Source organism: Helicobacter sp. (assembly GCF_029067145.1).
GTDB lineage: Bacteria > Campylobacterota > Campylobacteria > Campylobacterales > Helicobacteraceae > Helicobacter_D.
Genome location: NZ_JAIEFA010000006.1, coordinates 1 through 14,680 on the forward strand (window position 1 = coordinate 1; position 14,680 = coordinate 14,680).

Here is a 14,680-nt window from a genome sequence, read left to right on the forward strand (position 1 = left end):
ATTTTATATCTTTTACAATATATTTAATATTTAGAATCAATGATAAATTCAAATTTCCAAAGGAGATTCTATGCGAAAAGCATGGATAAAAGCAAGAGAAAAAGATAGAATCAAAACACAATTACATTACGCAAAACAAGGAATCATTACGCAAGAAATGGAATATGTTGCCAATCTTGAACATTTAAGTCCTGAAATTGTGCGTAAAGAAATCGAAAGAGGACGATTAATTTTGCCCTCCAACATTAATCATACGAATTTAGAGCCAATGGGTATTGGCGTCTCTGTGCGCACAAAAATTAATTCCAATATCGGTAGCTCCGCGCTCGCAAGCTCTATTGACGAAGAAGTGCAAAAAACACTGATTTCTATTAAATATGGTGCGGATACGATTATGGATTTAAGCACAGGGGGAGATTTGGATTCCATCAGAGAAGCGGTAATCCAAAGCTCTAGTGTGCCGATAGGAACAGTGCCAATCTATCAGATTCTACACGATGTCAAAAATGACATTAATGCGCTTAGTATTGATAAAATGCTAGAAGTAATGGAGCGGCAAGCAAAGCAAGGCGTGAGCTACTTCACGATTCATTGCGGATTCCTTTTAGAGCATATGCCAAAACTATCCAAACGCAAAATGGGTATCGTCAGTCGCGGCGGTAGCCTAATGGCTTCGTGGATGTTACATTACCACAAACAAAATCCCTTTTATGAAGCCTTTGATGATATTTTAGATATTTGCCAACGTTACGATGTTTCTTTAAGTCTTGGGGATTCTTTGCGTCCGGGTTGTCTAGCAGATTCTAGCGATGAAGCACAGCTAGATGAACTAAAAGTAATGGGCGAACTCACCTTGCGTGCTTGGGAAAAAGATGTGCAAGTGATGATAGAAGGACCCGGACATACGCCGATGAATGAAATTGAACGCAATGTGGAATTGCAAAAAGAGCTTTGCCACGAAGCACCTTTTTATGTTTTAGGACCGCTTGTTACAGATATTGCAGCGGGTTATGACCATATTGCTTCAGCTATGGGAGCTGCGATTGCCGCGTGGAAAGGCGTTGCAATGCTTTGCTATGTAACACCCAAAGAGCATTTAGGATTACCAAATGCCAAAGATGTGCGCGAAGGAATCATTGCTTATAAAATCGCGGCGCACGCGGCGGATATTGCGCGCGGGAGAACCAATGCAAGACTAAGAGATGACGCGATGAGTAACGCGCGTTATAATTTTGATTGGAACAAGCAGTTTGAACTAGCCTTAGACCCTGATAGAGCGCGCGAATATCACGATGAAAGCCTTCCGCAAGAAGTCTTTAAAGACGCAAAATTTTGCTCTATGTGCGGACCAAAATTTTGTAGTTACAAAATTTCACAAGAAATTATAGAACAACATCAATAAAGGAAAATCATGAATCAAGAACAACTCGTTAATTTGCTTAAAGAAGTAATTTATCCAAACTTTGAAAAAGATATTGTTACTTTTGGCTTCGTCAAGGAAATGTTAATACAAGGAGATTCTGTCGCTTTGCGCGTGGAGATTCCCTCTGCGTCTGCCGAAGTAGCACAAAAACTCAAAGATTCTATTACACAAAAGCTCAATGCACAAGGGATTACGAAAATTAATTTGGACATCAAACAACCCAAACCACAAGCGCAATCCAAACCGCAAGGCACAAAAAATCTTGCTCCACAGATTAAAAACTTCGTGATGATAAGCAGCGGTAAAGGCGGTGTGGGCAAATCCACAACAAGCGTTAATTTAGCTATTGCTTTGGCAATGCAGGGCAAAAAGGTTGCATTGCTAGATGCGGATATTTATGGACCTAATACTCCAAGAATGCTTGGACTGGAAAAAGAAAAGCCAGAAGTGGATTCCAATCTTAAAAAACTGATTCCATTGCAAGCTTTTGGCATTGAAATGATTTCTATGGGTGTGCTTTATGATGAGGGACAAAGCCTGATTTGGCGCGGACCAATGATTATTCGCGCGATTGAACAAATGTTAAGTGATGTTTTGTGGGGAGATTTGGATATAATGGTGATAGATATGCCTCCAGGTACAGGCGACGCACAACTAACCCTCGCACAAAGCGTGCCTGTAACAGCTGGAATCTCTGTTTCTACACCACAAAGGGTTGCCCTTGATGATGGCGCAAGAGCTTTGGATATGTTTATCAAGCTTAAGATTCCTATTGCTGGAATTATAGAAAATATGAGTGGCTTTATTTGTCCGGATTGTGGCACAGAATACGATATTTTTGGCAAAGGCACGACGGAGCAAGTCGCTAAAGACTTCAACACAAAAACTCTTGCGCAGATTCCTATTGAACCTATCGTGCGTGAGGGTGGCGACAATGGCAAGCCAATCGTGTATTTCAAGCCAGATTCTAAATCTGCTAAAGAATATCTAAAGGCTGCCAAAGAATTATGGGAGTTTATAGAGGAAGTCAATGCTAAAAAACTAGCAGATAATAGCGCGATTCAGCCTGTGGATAATGGCAAGTCTGCTTGCAGTAGCTAGGCGGATTCCCCGCTTATCCTGCCCCTTTAACAAACGATTCAAAAAATTTTCATTTTATCCATTTCTTTAATTAAAGCTTAAAAAACTTTGAAATCTCAACTCACCTTTAACAAATGATTCAAAAAGGTATTCATCTTTTCTTGTTTGGTTTGGGATTCGTAGGGTTTGGAATCTTTGGATTCCTTAGAATCTTTAAGATTTTTAGAATCTTGAAGTGTTTGTTTGGCTTGTGTGTTGTAAGATTCTTGTTTGCTTAGTGCTTGAAGTTCTTGAACATTAAGAGAATGCGAATCTAAAATCTCTTGAAAGACTTTGAGGAAATGTGTTAAAGAGTTTGCAAACTGCTCTCTATCCTCGTCCCAAACAATCGTATTATTATGTGTATAGCCTAAATCTATCAACTCTTGCAAATGGGATTCCACAGAGATTTTACCATTTAACAAATCCCAGAATCTTTGCTCTGTGTCGTAATGAATAAGGTAGTTGTTAGGGGTATTGTTCATCGCGCTACGCCCTGTGATTTTATCATTATACGCTTGATAATCTAGCCATTCTTGTGAATATTCCGCTTCTTTAAAATAGCTAAAATTTCTACTTAAATACTCATTAAACATTCCATCAAGCGAGATTTTATCTCCTTGTATAAAGTTTGGCAAGATATAATTTTCTATATTTTTTGTGCAAAAGATATTAAAAATTTTGATTTTGACGCTTAGGGATTCTATAATGACAATCAATAGCGCAAATACAAACTATCTACCAAGTATGCAAAATACTCAAAAAGAGCAAAAGGAAAATGCTAACAATCCGCAAGAATTGCAACCAAACAATGCTTTAAATAATGTATCCAATAACGCGCAAAACGATAAATCAAACAATTCACAAAACACAACAAAAGAAATGTCAGACTTTCAAACAGATATATTTGAATCTGTCAAAAAAGCCTTTGGCTTTGGTGCAGATAGTGAGGGATTCTTTACAAGTGATTTAAATGAAGCGGCAGGGATTCCAGAGGGGATTAAAATACACGCTATTCTTGGTGTGGAATATTATCTATCATCTGTAATTTGGAGTTACAACAATATAGATTTAGTCGGAAGTGTGAAAAACTTTTATCAAGAGTTTTCTAAACTTTCAGAACAGGAAAAAGATAATATTGTCAATAAAACAAAAGAAATAAAATATTTTTTAGAGAATGGGACACAATACTCACTTTATGATACTCTACTAAAGAGATTTACAAATGTTGAGGGTGGCTTAAATGAGAGTGGGAAACTAGAGGCTTTTATCAGAATGAATCCTGATTTAATGGTGGCAGAAAAAACAATCAATCTTGCCATACAGGGCAATGGGGCATACGCAAGTTTCATTGATAAAAACGATAATCTATTGGGAATGAATATACTAGATAAAGGCAAAGCAGGACAACTTTTGCGCACAAGTATCAACGAAATGAGCGCAGAAGAGTTCGGGAAACAATGGGGAGAATTAAGGGAGGAATACCGAGCAAGATATGACGCACAGCAAGAGCGATTTAGAAAAGAAAATGAGGAAATTGAGGAATACAATAAGAATCTTGCAGAGCAAAAAACCCAAAAGAAATCTAAAGCAATCCAAGTCAATAAAAAAAGTGAAACTTATCAGGATTTAGACTTTTTAAATACTTTAGAGTTTATTAAAAGTCAGCAGAAATTAGAGCAAATCTTAATGCTTTTTCAAAGAGAATCTAAAGGAAATTTTGATATTCAAAACTTTAAAGATTTCCTTGCTTCCTCTTGGAAAAGATTAGATAGAGAGGTTTAAAAAAGGATTCTATAATGACAATTTCTAATGTCTGCAAATAACAATGTGGAATCCCTTGATGAAAAACTTGATAAGAATTTGTCTGCTCTTTTCTTTGCTTCAAAGCTTCACCAATGCAGAATTTATCGTGCAATCCTATCAAGAAATAAAAAATCAAAGAGTGATAAGACAAAGCTATGAGGAATCCTGCGGTGCTTCCTCGCTTGCTACATTACTAAATATCTTAAATCAAAGCAATTTCACTGAATTAGAAATCTTAAAAACAATGAGTGAGAGCAAACTAAATACAGATATGGTAAGCTTTACAGATTTAAAAGCAGCGGTTCAAAAACTAGGCTTTAAGGCTAATTCCTATTCTTTGGATAGAGAGATTCTTAATCAACTTGTAAAGATTCCAATGCTTGTAAAGATTGAAAACGACCCTAGATTTCCTCACTTTGTAGTGATTATCAATCACAAAGGCAATTATTTGCAAATCTTTGACCCAAACTATGGCGAATATATCAGCTCCAAAAGAGAATTTTATAGTATATGGGATAGGCACAAAAAAGGAGGTTATGCCTTAATTATAGCTCCCAAAAAAGATTTAAAATCATTCAATTTAATCCCCAATTTAACCCTACCCCATTCTTTAAATCTCATTTTTTCTCCTTTTAGCTTGCATTGAGTTCGTATCCTCGCGCATAAAATCTATCACTTTTAGGCATTTTAAGATAAAATAAATTTAAGACATTTTCACAATGCCCTTTAACAATCTCTAAAAGGAATCCTAATGTTTGAAATTTTACTTGCCTATATTCTAGCGGTTTTTCTACTCATTGCGACGCCCGGTCCTGTGGTTGCGCTTGTGATACGCAATGCTTCAATGTATGGATTTAAAACAGCATTCTTTACAAGCATAGGAACAAACTTTGCCTCTTTACTCCTGATAACCTTTGCCATTGCAATAATTTTAGGTGCATTTGAAATTTCTCCCTTTGCATTATCCCTCATCAGTATTGCAGGTTGTGTATTTATTTTTTATTTAGGATTTAATTCTTTGTATCATACATTGAAAAACTATCAAAGTCAGCCCCAAAAGGAATCCGAACCGCAATGCAATCAAACCAAAATCAACAAAACCTTTGTTTCTAGCTTTTTAGAGGGTTTTGGTATTGCAATAGGCAATCCAAAAGACATTTTATTTTTTGTAGCATTTTTTCCGCAGTTTATCCATATCACCGATTCTATTTTATAAGCTTAAGCATTCTCGTAGCAGTATGGATTCTCCTTGATTTCTGTATTCTTATGAGCTATGCGCTTTTGATGCAAAAGGCAATTTTATTGCGGTATAAAAACCTTATCGGAATCATCAGTGATATTATTTTAATGCTTGTTGGGGTGTTTGGAGCTTATTATTTACTGCAAGCATTTTAATAAAATTTGCCTAGTTTTCACCTTTTAGGCATTAATTCAAATCAGATTTCAATTATCATAAAGAATAAAAAAGTAAAAAATTGCTAAAATATTAGTTTAAATTACTATTAAGAGGCGTGCCTAAGTGGAATCCCAAGCCAATCCTTTAAACATTACTTTGCCAAGCTATACAATTCATTTTGGGGATTTGCCCAAACTCACCCACAAGGGCAAAGTCCTCATCATCACGAATCCTAAAATCGCCGGGCTTCATCTGCAAACCCTCCTTGCAAACCTAGAAGCCAAAGAAATTTATTGCCACACGATTCCAGATGGAGAAAGCTATAAAAACTTTGAAACCATTAATGGAATCCTAGAAGCAGCATTCAATCATCGTTTAGATAGACATTCTTTGATGATTGCCTTTGGGGGTGGCGTGATTGGCGATATGGTGGGATTTGCTTCCGGAATCTTTATGCGTGGCATTGACTTTATCCAGATTCCAACCACACTTTTAGCGCAAGTAGATTCTAGTGTGGGCGGGAAAACAGGCATTAACAATCATTTTGGCAAAAACCTCATCGGCTTGTTTCATCAACCCAAAGCAGTTTATATTAATCCCAAATTCTTAGCCACTTTGCCCAAACGCGAATTTAATGCAGGAATGGCGGAAGTCATCAAAATGGCGGTGTGCTTTAATAAAAGCTTTTTTGAATCTTTGCAAAATGCCGATATGACGAATCCAAACACGCTTTTAGAAGTCATTTATCAAGCAATCAACACCAAAGCAAAAGTAGTCGCAGAGGACGAGAAAGAACACGGAATCCGCGCAGCACTCAACTATGGGCATACTTTTGGACATATTATTGAACGACAAAGCGGTTATGGAACTTATTTACACGGCGAAGCAGTCGGCATTGGAATGATAATGGCAAACAAGCTTGCATTCAAACTCAACCTCCTTTCACAAGCAGAATCCAATGCGATTCTAACCCTCTTGCAACATTATCAGATTCCGACAACTTACAAGATTCAAAATGTAGAATCCTTTTATCAAGCATTCTTTTTGGACAAAAAAAGCTTGAATGACAAAATCAAATTTGTTCTTCCCAATGGAATTGGCAATGTATGTTTCAAAGAAGAGATTTCAAAAGAAATTCTTTTAGAAATTTTAGGTGAATTTGCCAAATGAAGCATTTAAGATTCCTTGTTTTATTTCTCACTTGCTTGCTAACAAACGCCCTAAGTAACGAGATTGTAGAAGAAATAAAAAATATCAAACAATTAGATTCTCAAATTATAGAAGCGGATAATTTCTTAAACAATCCCAACAATTTATGGATAAAAAAATATTCCAACTATGAAGCCTACCAACAAGTTACTTTCAATATTATCCAAACACAAAATGAAATCAATACTTTAGAAAAGCAACCCAAAAGCATTGAAACGCAGAATCAGCTAAGTATTTTGGAACGCAATCTTACTGCATTGGAGCAACAAAAAGAAGTTTTAGGAATTTATAAAGATTCTCCTTTTCGCGAGCTCACAGAAGCTAAAAAACTTGAAGAAGCTCCCAATGTTACGAATCTCCTGCTGATTGCACGCGCCTATTCTTATATTAAAAAAATAGATTCTGAATTAATGATTTTGCACAATAATTACAAGAAATTACAAGAAAATCTAAAATATATTCGACAAAAAGACGAAGCCTTAAGCAAATTGTTAGAAATTTATAGCACAACACAAAATTCAAACAAACTTGCCAATGTTTGCCATTCTGATTATTGCCTATTTCCGGATAAAGAATCCATAGCCAAAGCTTATCATATCAACTACAATGCCCTAACCGTGCTTGAAACAACACAAGAAGTTTTCAATACAACTTTGGAAATTTTTACCAAAGAAATGGAAGAAGTAAAAACGCGCCTAAAGGCACAGATTAAAGAGCAATTCATTAAAAGCATTTATATTGGAATCACGATTCTAATTCTTATTGGAATCGCCTTTTCTATCAAGCTTGGAGTGCGCAAATATATCCACGACAACGAACGCATTTACACGACAAACAAGATTATTAATTTTCTTAATATTACCCTGATTGTTTTGATTCTGCTTTTTGCTTATTTGGACAATGTCAGTTATCTTGTTACCGTGCTTGGATTTGCTTCTGCGGGTTTAGCGATTGCGATGAAAGACCTTTTTATGTCCATTTTGGGTTGGATTGTGATTGTCGTTGGAGGCTGTGTGCATGCAGGAGATAGAATCAAAGTCATTAAAGAAGGTGCTGTTTATATCGGCGATGTGTTGGATATTTCTGTGCTTAGAATCACGCTTTATGAAGATATTACTTTAACAACTTATAGAGAGAATCGCAGAGCAGGACGCATTATCTTTGTCCCTAATAACTTTGTCTTTACAACAATGTTTTCTAACTACACACACGGAGGAATGAAAACCGTTTGGGACGGGATTGATTTCACGATTACTTTTGATTCTGACCACGAAAGAGCTTGCCATATCGCAAGAGAATGCGCCAAAAAATACGCCAAAGGCTACACAGAAAGCACACGCAAACAATTTGTAAAAATGCGCGACCGCTTTAGTTTGCGTAATACCAATGTAGAACCGAGAGTTTTTAGCTTGCTTGAACCAAATGGAATCCGTATTTCTGTTTGGTATCTCACAAACGCCTATGCCACTTTGGCTTTGCGCAGCAGCATAAGCTCTGAAATTATTGATGAAATTTTGCAAGAATCCAATATCCAGATTGCTTATCCTAGCACGACCATCTACGAGGGCAAACAGAAAATGCTCCCGCATAAAAACGATAAGGAGGCATTTAAAAGCGTGCATTTAAAAAGTGATGGCGAAGTGCCACCACAAAACTTTTTTTAAGATTCTTGAATGCAAAAACAAAAAGTTTATTTCAAAACCTTTGGTTGTCGCACCAATCTCTTTGACACTCAAGTGATGATTAACGCGCTTCAAGATTTCACCCAAACACCCTACGAGGAAGAAAGCGATATTGTAATTATCAATTCTTGCGCTGTTACCAATGGCGCAGAAAGCGGTGTAAGAAATTATGTTCATCGTCTGCAAAACGAGGGAAAACGAATCTATTTCACAGGTTGTGGAGTGCAAACTCAAGGACAAAATCTCTTAGACAAAGGCTTAGTTTTTGGTGTTTTTGGACATTCTCACAAGGAAAATATTAATGCGCTTCTCAAACAAAAACAATCTTTCTTTTTAGAAGATGATTTAAAAAGCCTAGAAAACGAGATTCTAAGTGATTTTATCGGGAAAAGTCGCGCATTTATCAAAATCCAAGAAGGTTGCGATTTTGCTTGTTCGTATTGCATTATTCCAAGTGTAAGGGGCAAAGCGCGAAGCTTCCCGCAAGAAAAGATTATTTCTCAAGTGGAAAAACTTACCCGAAAAGGTTTTAATGAATTTATCTTAACGGGCACAAATATCGGTAGTTGGGGCAAAGAATTTGGGAAAGATATTGCAACTTTAATAGAATCCCTTTGTGCGATTCCGTCTCTTAAGCGTCTTAGAATCGGGAGTTTAGAACCCTCGCAAATCAATGCGCATTTTTTAGAAGTGCTACAAAACCCCAAAATAGAGCGTCATTTACATATTGCTTTACAACACACTGCGCCCGCAATGCTAAAGATAATGAATCGCCTGAATACTTTTCAAAAAGATTTAGAGCTTTTCACCTTGCTAGCAAATCAAGGTTTTGCACTAGGAAGTGATTTTATCGTGGGGCACCCTGGAGAAAGTGAGGAAATATGGAGGGAAGCCTTTGCAAATTTTTCACTTTTGCCCTTGACGCATTTGCATAGTTTTATTTATAGCCCGCGCGATAATACCCCCTCTGCCCTGCTCAAAGGTAGAATCAATGGAAAAGTAGCAAAAGAGAGAAAACAGCAGATTGAAACTCAAGTTGCTAAGAACAATCTCCACTTCAGAGAGAATCTCAAATCGCGCCACAAATCCCTTAATGTGTTGATTGAAAATGTCCTTATCAAAGAGGTAAATGCGGAATCTAGCGATAAAAACTCTTGTCCAAAATATATTGCGCAAGGCTTTGATGAATACTATAATCCTATGCAAATAGAAACACAAAATCCTCTTTACAAAGATAGCTGGATTCCTATTACACATTTCACCCCAAAAATGGATAAAAATTATGCAGAAATTTAAGAGTTTATATATCGGAATCTTTGCGATTCTCCTAGCTTTTGCCTTATTTGTTGCTTTTTTTTTCAAAAGCAATCCCGTTTTAATTAGCGCAACCAATCTACAAACGATTACACAAAATGCACTACCAAAGGTTGCAATCCTTAAGGGCGATTATTTGTATTTTACCTTAGAGGGCAAAGAATACAAAGTTGCCAAAAGCAGCATTAATCTGCAAGAATTTGGGCAAAAAGTTCCGCTAGAAATCAAAAATGATTTCAATCTTGTGCAAAATTTAACAGAAATCATTGTGATTCTAATAATTTCGCTGATAATTTTGTTCTTTTTTGCAAGTTTTAAAAAAGCAAAAAATACCCCCAATCCAAACGCTCAAAAACGCAAGGATTCTAAAGAATATGAGAATGTTGCAAAATCTTTTGCCAATGAAGCCTTTGCCCTGCACTATATTCAGCCCATTACTTCTAATCTCACTTTTGATGATGTTGCCGGGATTCACGAAGCCAAAAGCGAGCTAGAGGAGATTATTGATTACCTCAAATTCCCCAAAAAATACCAAGATTTTGGCGTCAAACTCCCTAAAGGCGTGCTATTAATCGGGGTTCCAGGAGTGGGCAAAACCTTGATTGCCAAAGCATTAGCAGGGGAAGCAAAAGTGCCGTTTTTTTATCAAAGCGGTGCAAGTTTCGTACAAATTTATGTCGGTATGGGAGCAAAACGCGTCCATGATTTATTTACCAAAGCCAAGCTTAATGCCCCCTCTATTATTTTTATTGATGAAATTGATGCGGTAGGAAAAGCACGAGGTGGAATGCGCAACGATGAACGCGAAGCAACACTCAATCAGCTTTTAACTGAAATGGACGGCTTTGAGGATAGTTCAGGCGTGATTGTGATTGGTGCAACCAATAATGTAGAATCGCTAGATGACGCTTTATTACGTAGCGGGAGATTTGATAGGCGAATCTTTGTAGAGTTACCCGATTTGCAAGAGAGAATTAAAATTTTAAAAGTGCATACGCGCAACAAGACTTGTGATTTTGACTTTGAGGAAGTTTCCAAACTCTGCGTAGGATTTAGCGGTGCAGCCCTAGCCTCCCTTATCAATGAAGCAGCATTATGCGCTATCAAACGTGGCTCGGACACGATTACCAAAGAGGATATTTTAAATGTGCGCGATAAGGTAATGCTAGGAGTGCGCAAAAAACTAAGTTTTAGCGATAAAGAAAAGGAGATTCTTGCCTATTATCAGGCAGCAAAAGCCTTTAGTGCGTATTCTTTGGAGATTCCATTTGAAAAAGCAACCCTAATGAGTGATGGCTTAAAATCTATTGACAAAGAATTTTTAAGCAAAAACGAAATGGAAAGCAAAATTAAAATCCATTTATCTGGAATCGCAGCACTTGAATTGCTTTATCAAGAACGTTATTCGCACGCCAAAGAAGACCTGAATGCTGCAAAAGCCTTAGCGCGCCAAATGGTAGAATCCTATGGAATGGGCGAATATTTGCTAGGAAGAGAGGAAGATGTGCTCAAAATCCTAGAGGAATGCAAGAATGAGCGTTTGGGATTCTTTAAAAATTATCGTGGAATTTTAGAAAACATAAAAATTTCCCTACTTGCAAATGAAAAACTAGAATACCACGAGATTGGACAATTCATTCACGCACACATTTAGGAATCTCAAATGAAAATCTTTGGAAAGTCTTTTGATTTAGAATCTTTAAGGATTCCACCCATTCTTTTAAATGCTTATTGTGTAGTTGGTGTGCAAGGGCAATGCGCTCAAGCTATTCTTTATGCCCTAAATCAACTACAACAACACCAACGCATAGAAAATCTAATCTTGATAGAACCCGATTTAGAATCTCTTAATGCGCAGTTACATACAATTGCCTTTTATGGTTGCAAGGTTTATAGCTACTTTAAAAATCCTCAAATCACTAATTTAAAAAAATATGAAAATTTTGCGCAATTTGGCTTAGTTGTGATTGCAAAAAAATAGAATCCTTTGGACTCTAGCTTGCAAATTTGATTTAATAAGCGCGTTTCTTGTAGCATTCTACTTCAATTTCATAGGCGATAGGATTTGTCCTCTCTCCATTGGCTGAATTTTGAAAATACAATTTAATTTCTACAAAAGCACCTGGCGATAGATTTTTAAAAGTTCCATATTTGCTAATACCAAACACACCGCAATTATCTAATTCAATTTCTGTATTAGGCAACACTTGCACCAACACAGAATCTCCATAAACAGAATCCACAACGATAGTTTTTTTGTCATTATCTATCTTTGCAATAACGCCCTCTAGCTTAAAGCTATCTCCAAACGCTAATGCTGCGCCTAAGCACAACAAGACAAAACCAATGAAAATCCTTTGCATAAGATTCCTTAATATGCTCTTCTACCGCATTTCCATTCTATTTCTTGTGCTCCAAAGATTTGTCCTTGAGGATAACCCTCAACTTCAACAAACATTCCGGGCTTTAAAGCGGTAAAATTATGATAAGTATCATTGCCAAAAACTCCGCAATCGTCCCCTTTGAGTTTTGTATAAGGAAAAACCTGCACAACCATATTGCCATTCATTCCTGAAATTGTAATCGTCTTATTTGCGTTATCCACATTTACAATTTGCCCTTGAATATCCATATCTGCAAAGGCGGGCACACTCAATGCACTTGCGACTAAGGCAATTTTCAATAGATTTTTTATTTTCATTTTATTACTCCTTACTGAAATTTATTAAACAAAATTTTAATCAATTATTGTTAGTTTTTTGTTAAGATTCCATAAAATTTTAAAGGTTTATTTTGCAATCCATTATTCGCCCAAATACTCTTATGTTAGCCCCTCTAGCAGGTTATACCGATTTGCCTTTCCGCGAAGTTGTAAAAAAGTTTGGCGCGGATATTACCGTAAGCGAAATGATTAGCGTGCATGCACTTGCATTTAAAAACAAAAAAACACTAAAAATGGTAGAAAAATCCCCTATTGAAAATCCTTTTGCTTTACAAATTGCAGGCAATGAGATGGGAATTATCACGCGTGCAGTAGAATCCCTCAATGCTTTCAAGGAGAATATTCAAATCTTAGATTTAAATTGCGGTTGCCCTGCCCCAAAAGTCTCCAATCACGGAAGCGGAAGCTCTTTATTAAAAGACTTAAACAAGTTAAGAGAGATTCTAAAACTTATTAGAAAAGTAAGCGAGATTCCTTATTTGAGTGTAAAGGTGCGACTAGGATTTGATACAAAGATTCCACTAGAAATCGCAAATGCCCTGAATGACACCCCTATTGATTATGTTGTCGTGCATGGTCGCACCAAAGCAGACGGATACAAAAAAGAAAGGATTGATTACGATTCCATTGCCTTAATGAAACGAATCTTGCGCGTTCCGCTCATTGCAAATGGGGAAATCAATAGCGTCCAAAAAAGCCAAGAAGTCTTGCGATATACAGGAGCTGATGGCATAATGATAGGACGCGCAGCAGTAGAAAAGCCTTGGATTTTTGCACAAATCAAAGAGGGATTACAAGAAGAAAGTGTGCATTTGCGCCAACGCGTGAGTTTAGAGCATTTTGACCGCACGATTGCCTTTCGGGGAGATTATGGAGCAATTATGTTTCGCAAAAATCTGCACGCTTATTCCAAAGGCTTAAAAGGCGCGAGCGAATTTCGCACGCTTGTAAATACCATTACAGATTCAACACAAATGCGCCAAGCCATTTTAGAATTTTTCAGCTCTACTACATTTGAGACTTAACTTTATTCTGCCAATAAAACTCTTATGCAAAAAGCTCCTTATAGCTTTTGCCCCCTTTTTCTTTCAAAAAACTTATCATTTCTTGACTTGTCGCCATATCCAAAACACTTTTAAAATGCGTTGTAGCATTGATATTTGCCCCATTTGTTTCATAGGTAAAACAAGCCTTTTCAAGTATCGCCATCAAAATTTGGCTGATAAAATTCCTGTACATTAAAATCTCGCAAAAAGTTTTTTTAATTGTTCTAATTTGTTTCCCCTAATGAGATTCCATAGCTCTTCTTGTAAAGAATCCATTTCTCTATATGTTAAATTTACTAACCATTCACTACTCATAAATTAACCTTTTATCAATATTCAATTCCTGCTTCTCTTAGCGCATCACGAATCGCACGCATTTGAATGTTTTTATCAAAGCACCATTTGGGAGCTAAAAGCGTGTCGTTGCGCACTCCAGCACTCACGCGATGAATCACGACATTTTGCGGAATCCTTTTGAGGGATTCTACAATCAAATCAATATAAGCATTTAAAGAAATAGGCTTATACTCACCTTTTTCATAGAGATTTGCTAAAATCGTTTTTTCAATAATATAAAGTGGGTGAATCTTGATTCCATCACTTCCCCAAGCAATCACGGACTCTAAAGTATGTAACATCATCTCTCTTGTCTCTTTTGGCAATCCATAAATAATATGCGAACAAGCCTTCAAACCGCGATTCTTACTCTCTTTAATCCAATATTCCATATTTTCTGTGCCGTGCCCGCGATTGATAAAGCGCAATGTTTCATCATAAACCGATTGAATTCCATATTCTACCCAAATCTCTTGCCCTCTTGTGTATGCTAATTCACCCAAAAAATCCAACAATTTCAAATCCACAGAATCCGTGCGTGTGCCAATAGACATTCCTACGACATTGGGCAAACTCAATGCGGTGGTGTAAAGCTTTTCTAAAGTTTCAAAAGGTGCATAAGTATTT

17 protein-coding genes are annotated in these 14,680 nt (G+C 36.8%); 11 read left to right on the forward strand and 6 right to left on the reverse strand.

The window, feature by feature from the left end; genetic code table 11:
* Nucleotides 1–70: 70 nt before the first annotated feature.
* Nucleotides 71–1,402 (forward strand): phosphomethylpyrimidine synthase ThiC, encoded by a 1,332-nt coding sequence (gene thiC / locus K2N75_RS00340; protein WP_297579275.1) that lies wholly within the window; start codon nt 71–73, stop codon nt 1,400–1,402.
* Nucleotides 1,403–1,411: 9 nt separating this feature from the next.
* On the forward strand, nt 1,412–2,524 hold the full coding sequence (locus K2N75_RS00345) for an Mrp/NBP35 family ATP-binding protein (protein ID WP_297680996.1): 1,113 nt from the start codon (nt 1,412–1,414) through the stop codon (nt 2,522–2,524).
* Between the two features lie 95 nt (nt 2,525–2,619).
* On the opposite strand, the gene K2N75_RS00350 is transcribed toward K2N75_RS00345, so the two are convergent.
* Nucleotides 2,620–3,261, reverse strand: a complete 642-nt coding sequence (locus tag K2N75_RS00350; RefSeq protein ID WP_297680994.1) for a hypothetical protein — start codon at nt 3,259–3,261, stop codon at nt 2,620–2,622.
* Here K2N75_RS00350 and K2N75_RS00355 point away from each other — a divergent pair.
* From K2N75_RS00355 to K2N75_RS00390, 8 genes are all read left to right on the forward strand, one after another.
* Nucleotides 3,251–4,327 carry a hypothetical protein gene (locus tag K2N75_RS00355; RefSeq protein ID WP_297680991.1) on the forward strand — a complete coding sequence of 359 codons (1,077 nt, stop codon included), beginning with the start codon at nt 3,251–3,253 and terminating at the stop codon, nt 4,325–4,327. The genes K2N75_RS00350 and K2N75_RS00355 overlap by 11 nt on opposite strands.
* A 58-nt stretch (nt 4,328–4,385) precedes the next feature.
* A complete protein-coding gene (locus K2N75_RS00360) occupies nt 4,386–4,994 on the forward strand; it encodes a cysteine peptidase family C39 domain-containing protein (protein WP_297680989.1) in 609 nt (202 codons plus the stop codon).
* A gap of 105 nt (nt 4,995–5,099) precedes the next feature.
* Nucleotides 5,100–5,564 carry a LysE family translocator gene (locus K2N75_RS00365; protein WP_297680988.1) on the forward strand — a complete coding sequence of 155 codons (465 nt, stop codon included), beginning with the start codon at nt 5,100–5,102 and terminating at the stop codon, nt 5,562–5,564.
* Nucleotides 5,565–5,867: 303 nt separating this feature from the next.
* Complete coding sequence (gene aroB, locus K2N75_RS00370) at nt 5,868–6,914, forward strand: 3-dehydroquinate synthase (protein WP_297680986.1); 1,047 nt, start codon at nt 5,868–5,870, stop codon at nt 6,912–6,914.
* A complete protein-coding gene (locus K2N75_RS00375; protein ID WP_297680985.1) occupies nt 6,911–8,617 on the forward strand; it encodes a mechanosensitive ion channel domain-containing protein in 1,707 nt (568 codons plus the stop codon). The genes aroB and K2N75_RS00375 overlap by 4 nt, the downstream gene beginning before the upstream one ends.
* Nucleotides 8,618–8,626: 9 nt before the next feature.
* On the forward strand, nt 8,627–9,931 hold the full coding sequence (gene mtaB / locus K2N75_RS00380; protein ID WP_297680983.1) for a tRNA (N(6)-L-threonylcarbamoyladenosine(37)-C(2))-methylthiotransferase MtaB: 1,305 nt from the start codon (nt 8,627–8,629) through the stop codon (nt 9,929–9,931).
* Nucleotides 9,918–11,603, forward strand: a complete 1,686-nt coding sequence (locus K2N75_RS00385) for an ATP-dependent metallopeptidase FtsH/Yme1/Tma family protein (protein ID WP_297680981.1) — start codon at nt 9,918–9,920, stop codon at nt 11,601–11,603. The genes mtaB and K2N75_RS00385 overlap by 14 nt, the downstream gene beginning before the upstream one ends.
* Before the next feature lie 9 nt (nt 11,604–11,612).
* Nucleotides 11,613–11,930, forward strand: a complete 318-nt coding sequence (locus K2N75_RS00390) for a hypothetical protein (RefSeq protein WP_297680979.1) — start codon at nt 11,613–11,615, stop codon at nt 11,928–11,930.
* A gap of 31 nt (nt 11,931–11,961) precedes the next feature.
* Here the strand turns inward: K2N75_RS00390 and K2N75_RS00395 are convergent, their stop codons facing one another.
* Nucleotides 11,962–12,312, reverse strand: coding sequence for a hypothetical protein (locus K2N75_RS00395; RefSeq protein ID WP_297680976.1), 351 nt, complete (start codon nt 12,310–12,312; stop codon nt 11,962–11,964).
* Between the two features lie 8 nt (nt 12,313–12,320).
* Nucleotides 12,321–12,650, reverse strand: coding sequence for a DUF5666 domain-containing protein (locus tag K2N75_RS00400; RefSeq protein ID WP_297680975.1), 330 nt, complete (start codon nt 12,648–12,650; stop codon nt 12,321–12,323).
* 122 nt (nt 12,651–12,772) lie between these two features.
* Here K2N75_RS00400 and K2N75_RS00405 point away from each other — a divergent pair, with 122 nt between their 5' ends.
* Nucleotides 12,773–13,696 (forward strand): tRNA-dihydrouridine synthase, encoded by a 924-nt coding sequence (locus K2N75_RS00405; RefSeq protein WP_297680998.1) that lies wholly within the window; start codon nt 12,773–12,775, stop codon nt 13,694–13,696.
* A gap of 22 nt (nt 13,697–13,718) precedes the next feature.
* On the opposite strand, the gene K2N75_RS00410 is transcribed toward K2N75_RS00405, so the two are convergent.
* The 3 genes from K2N75_RS00410 to K2N75_RS00420 form a co-directional block, all read right to left on the reverse strand.
* Nucleotides 13,719–13,880 (reverse strand): hypothetical protein, encoded by a 162-nt coding sequence (locus K2N75_RS00410; protein WP_297680974.1) that lies wholly within the window; start codon nt 13,878–13,880, stop codon nt 13,719–13,721.
* A 29-nt stretch (nt 13,881–13,909) separates the two neighbouring features.
* The gene (locus tag K2N75_RS00415) at nt 13,910–14,032 is read right to left on the reverse strand and encodes a hypothetical protein (RefSeq protein WP_297680973.1); all 123 of its coding nucleotides are present in this window, start codon (nt 14,030–14,032) and stop codon (nt 13,910–13,912) included.
* Between the two features lie 14 nt (nt 14,033–14,046).
* On the reverse strand, nt 14,047–14,680 hold a 634-nt coding region (locus tag K2N75_RS00420; protein WP_297680972.1), incomplete at its 5' end, for a TIGR01212 family radical SAM protein.

Bases quoted from the DNA above. Each gene is read 5' to 3' on its own strand.
- thiC (WP_297579275.1), top strand. From the start codon at position 71: ATGCGAAAAGCATGGATAAAAGCAAGAGAAAAAGATAGAATCAAAACA.
- K2N75_RS00345 (WP_297680996.1), top strand. From the start codon at position 1,412: ATGAATCAAGAACAACTCGTTAATTTGCTTAAAGAAGTAATTTATCCA.
- K2N75_RS00355 (WP_297680991.1), top strand. From the start codon at position 3,251: ATGACAATCAATAGCGCAAATACAAACTATCTACCAAGTATGCAAAAT.
- K2N75_RS00360 (WP_297680989.1), top strand. From the start codon at position 4,386: ATGAAAAACTTGATAAGAATTTGTCTGCTCTTTTCTTTGCTTCAAAGC.
- K2N75_RS00365 (WP_297680988.1), top strand. From the start codon at position 5,100: ATGTTTGAAATTTTACTTGCCTATATTCTAGCGGTTTTTCTACTCATT.
- K2N75_RS00375 (WP_297680985.1), top strand. From the start codon at position 6,911: ATGAAGCATTTAAGATTCCTTGTTTTATTTCTCACTTGCTTGCTAACA.
- mtaB (WP_297680983.1), top strand. From the start codon at position 8,627: ATGCAAAAACAAAAAGTTTATTTCAAAACCTTTGGTTGTCGCACCAAT.
- K2N75_RS00385 (WP_297680981.1), top strand. From the start codon at position 9,918: ATGCAGAAATTTAAGAGTTTATATATCGGAATCTTTGCGATTCTCCTA.
- K2N75_RS00390 (WP_297680979.1), top strand. From the start codon at position 11,613: ATGAAAATCTTTGGAAAGTCTTTTGATTTAGAATCTTTAAGGATTCCA.
- K2N75_RS00395 (WP_297680976.1), bottom strand. From the start codon at position 12,312: ATGCAAAGGATTTTCATTGGTTTTGTCTTGTTGTGCTTAGGCGCAGCA.
- K2N75_RS00400 (WP_297680975.1), bottom strand. From the start codon at position 12,650: ATGAAAATAAAAAATCTATTGAAAATTGCCTTAGTCGCAAGTGCATTG.
- K2N75_RS00405 (WP_297680998.1), top strand. From the start codon at position 12,773: ATGTTAGCCCCTCTAGCAGGTTATACCGATTTGCCTTTCCGCGAAGTT.
- K2N75_RS00410 (WP_297680974.1), bottom strand. From the start codon at position 13,880: ATGGCGATACTTGAAAAGGCTTGTTTTACCTATGAAACAAATGGGGCA.
- K2N75_RS00415 (WP_297680973.1), bottom strand. From the start codon at position 14,032: ATGAGTAGTGAATGGTTAGTAAATTTAACATATAGAGAAATGGATTCT.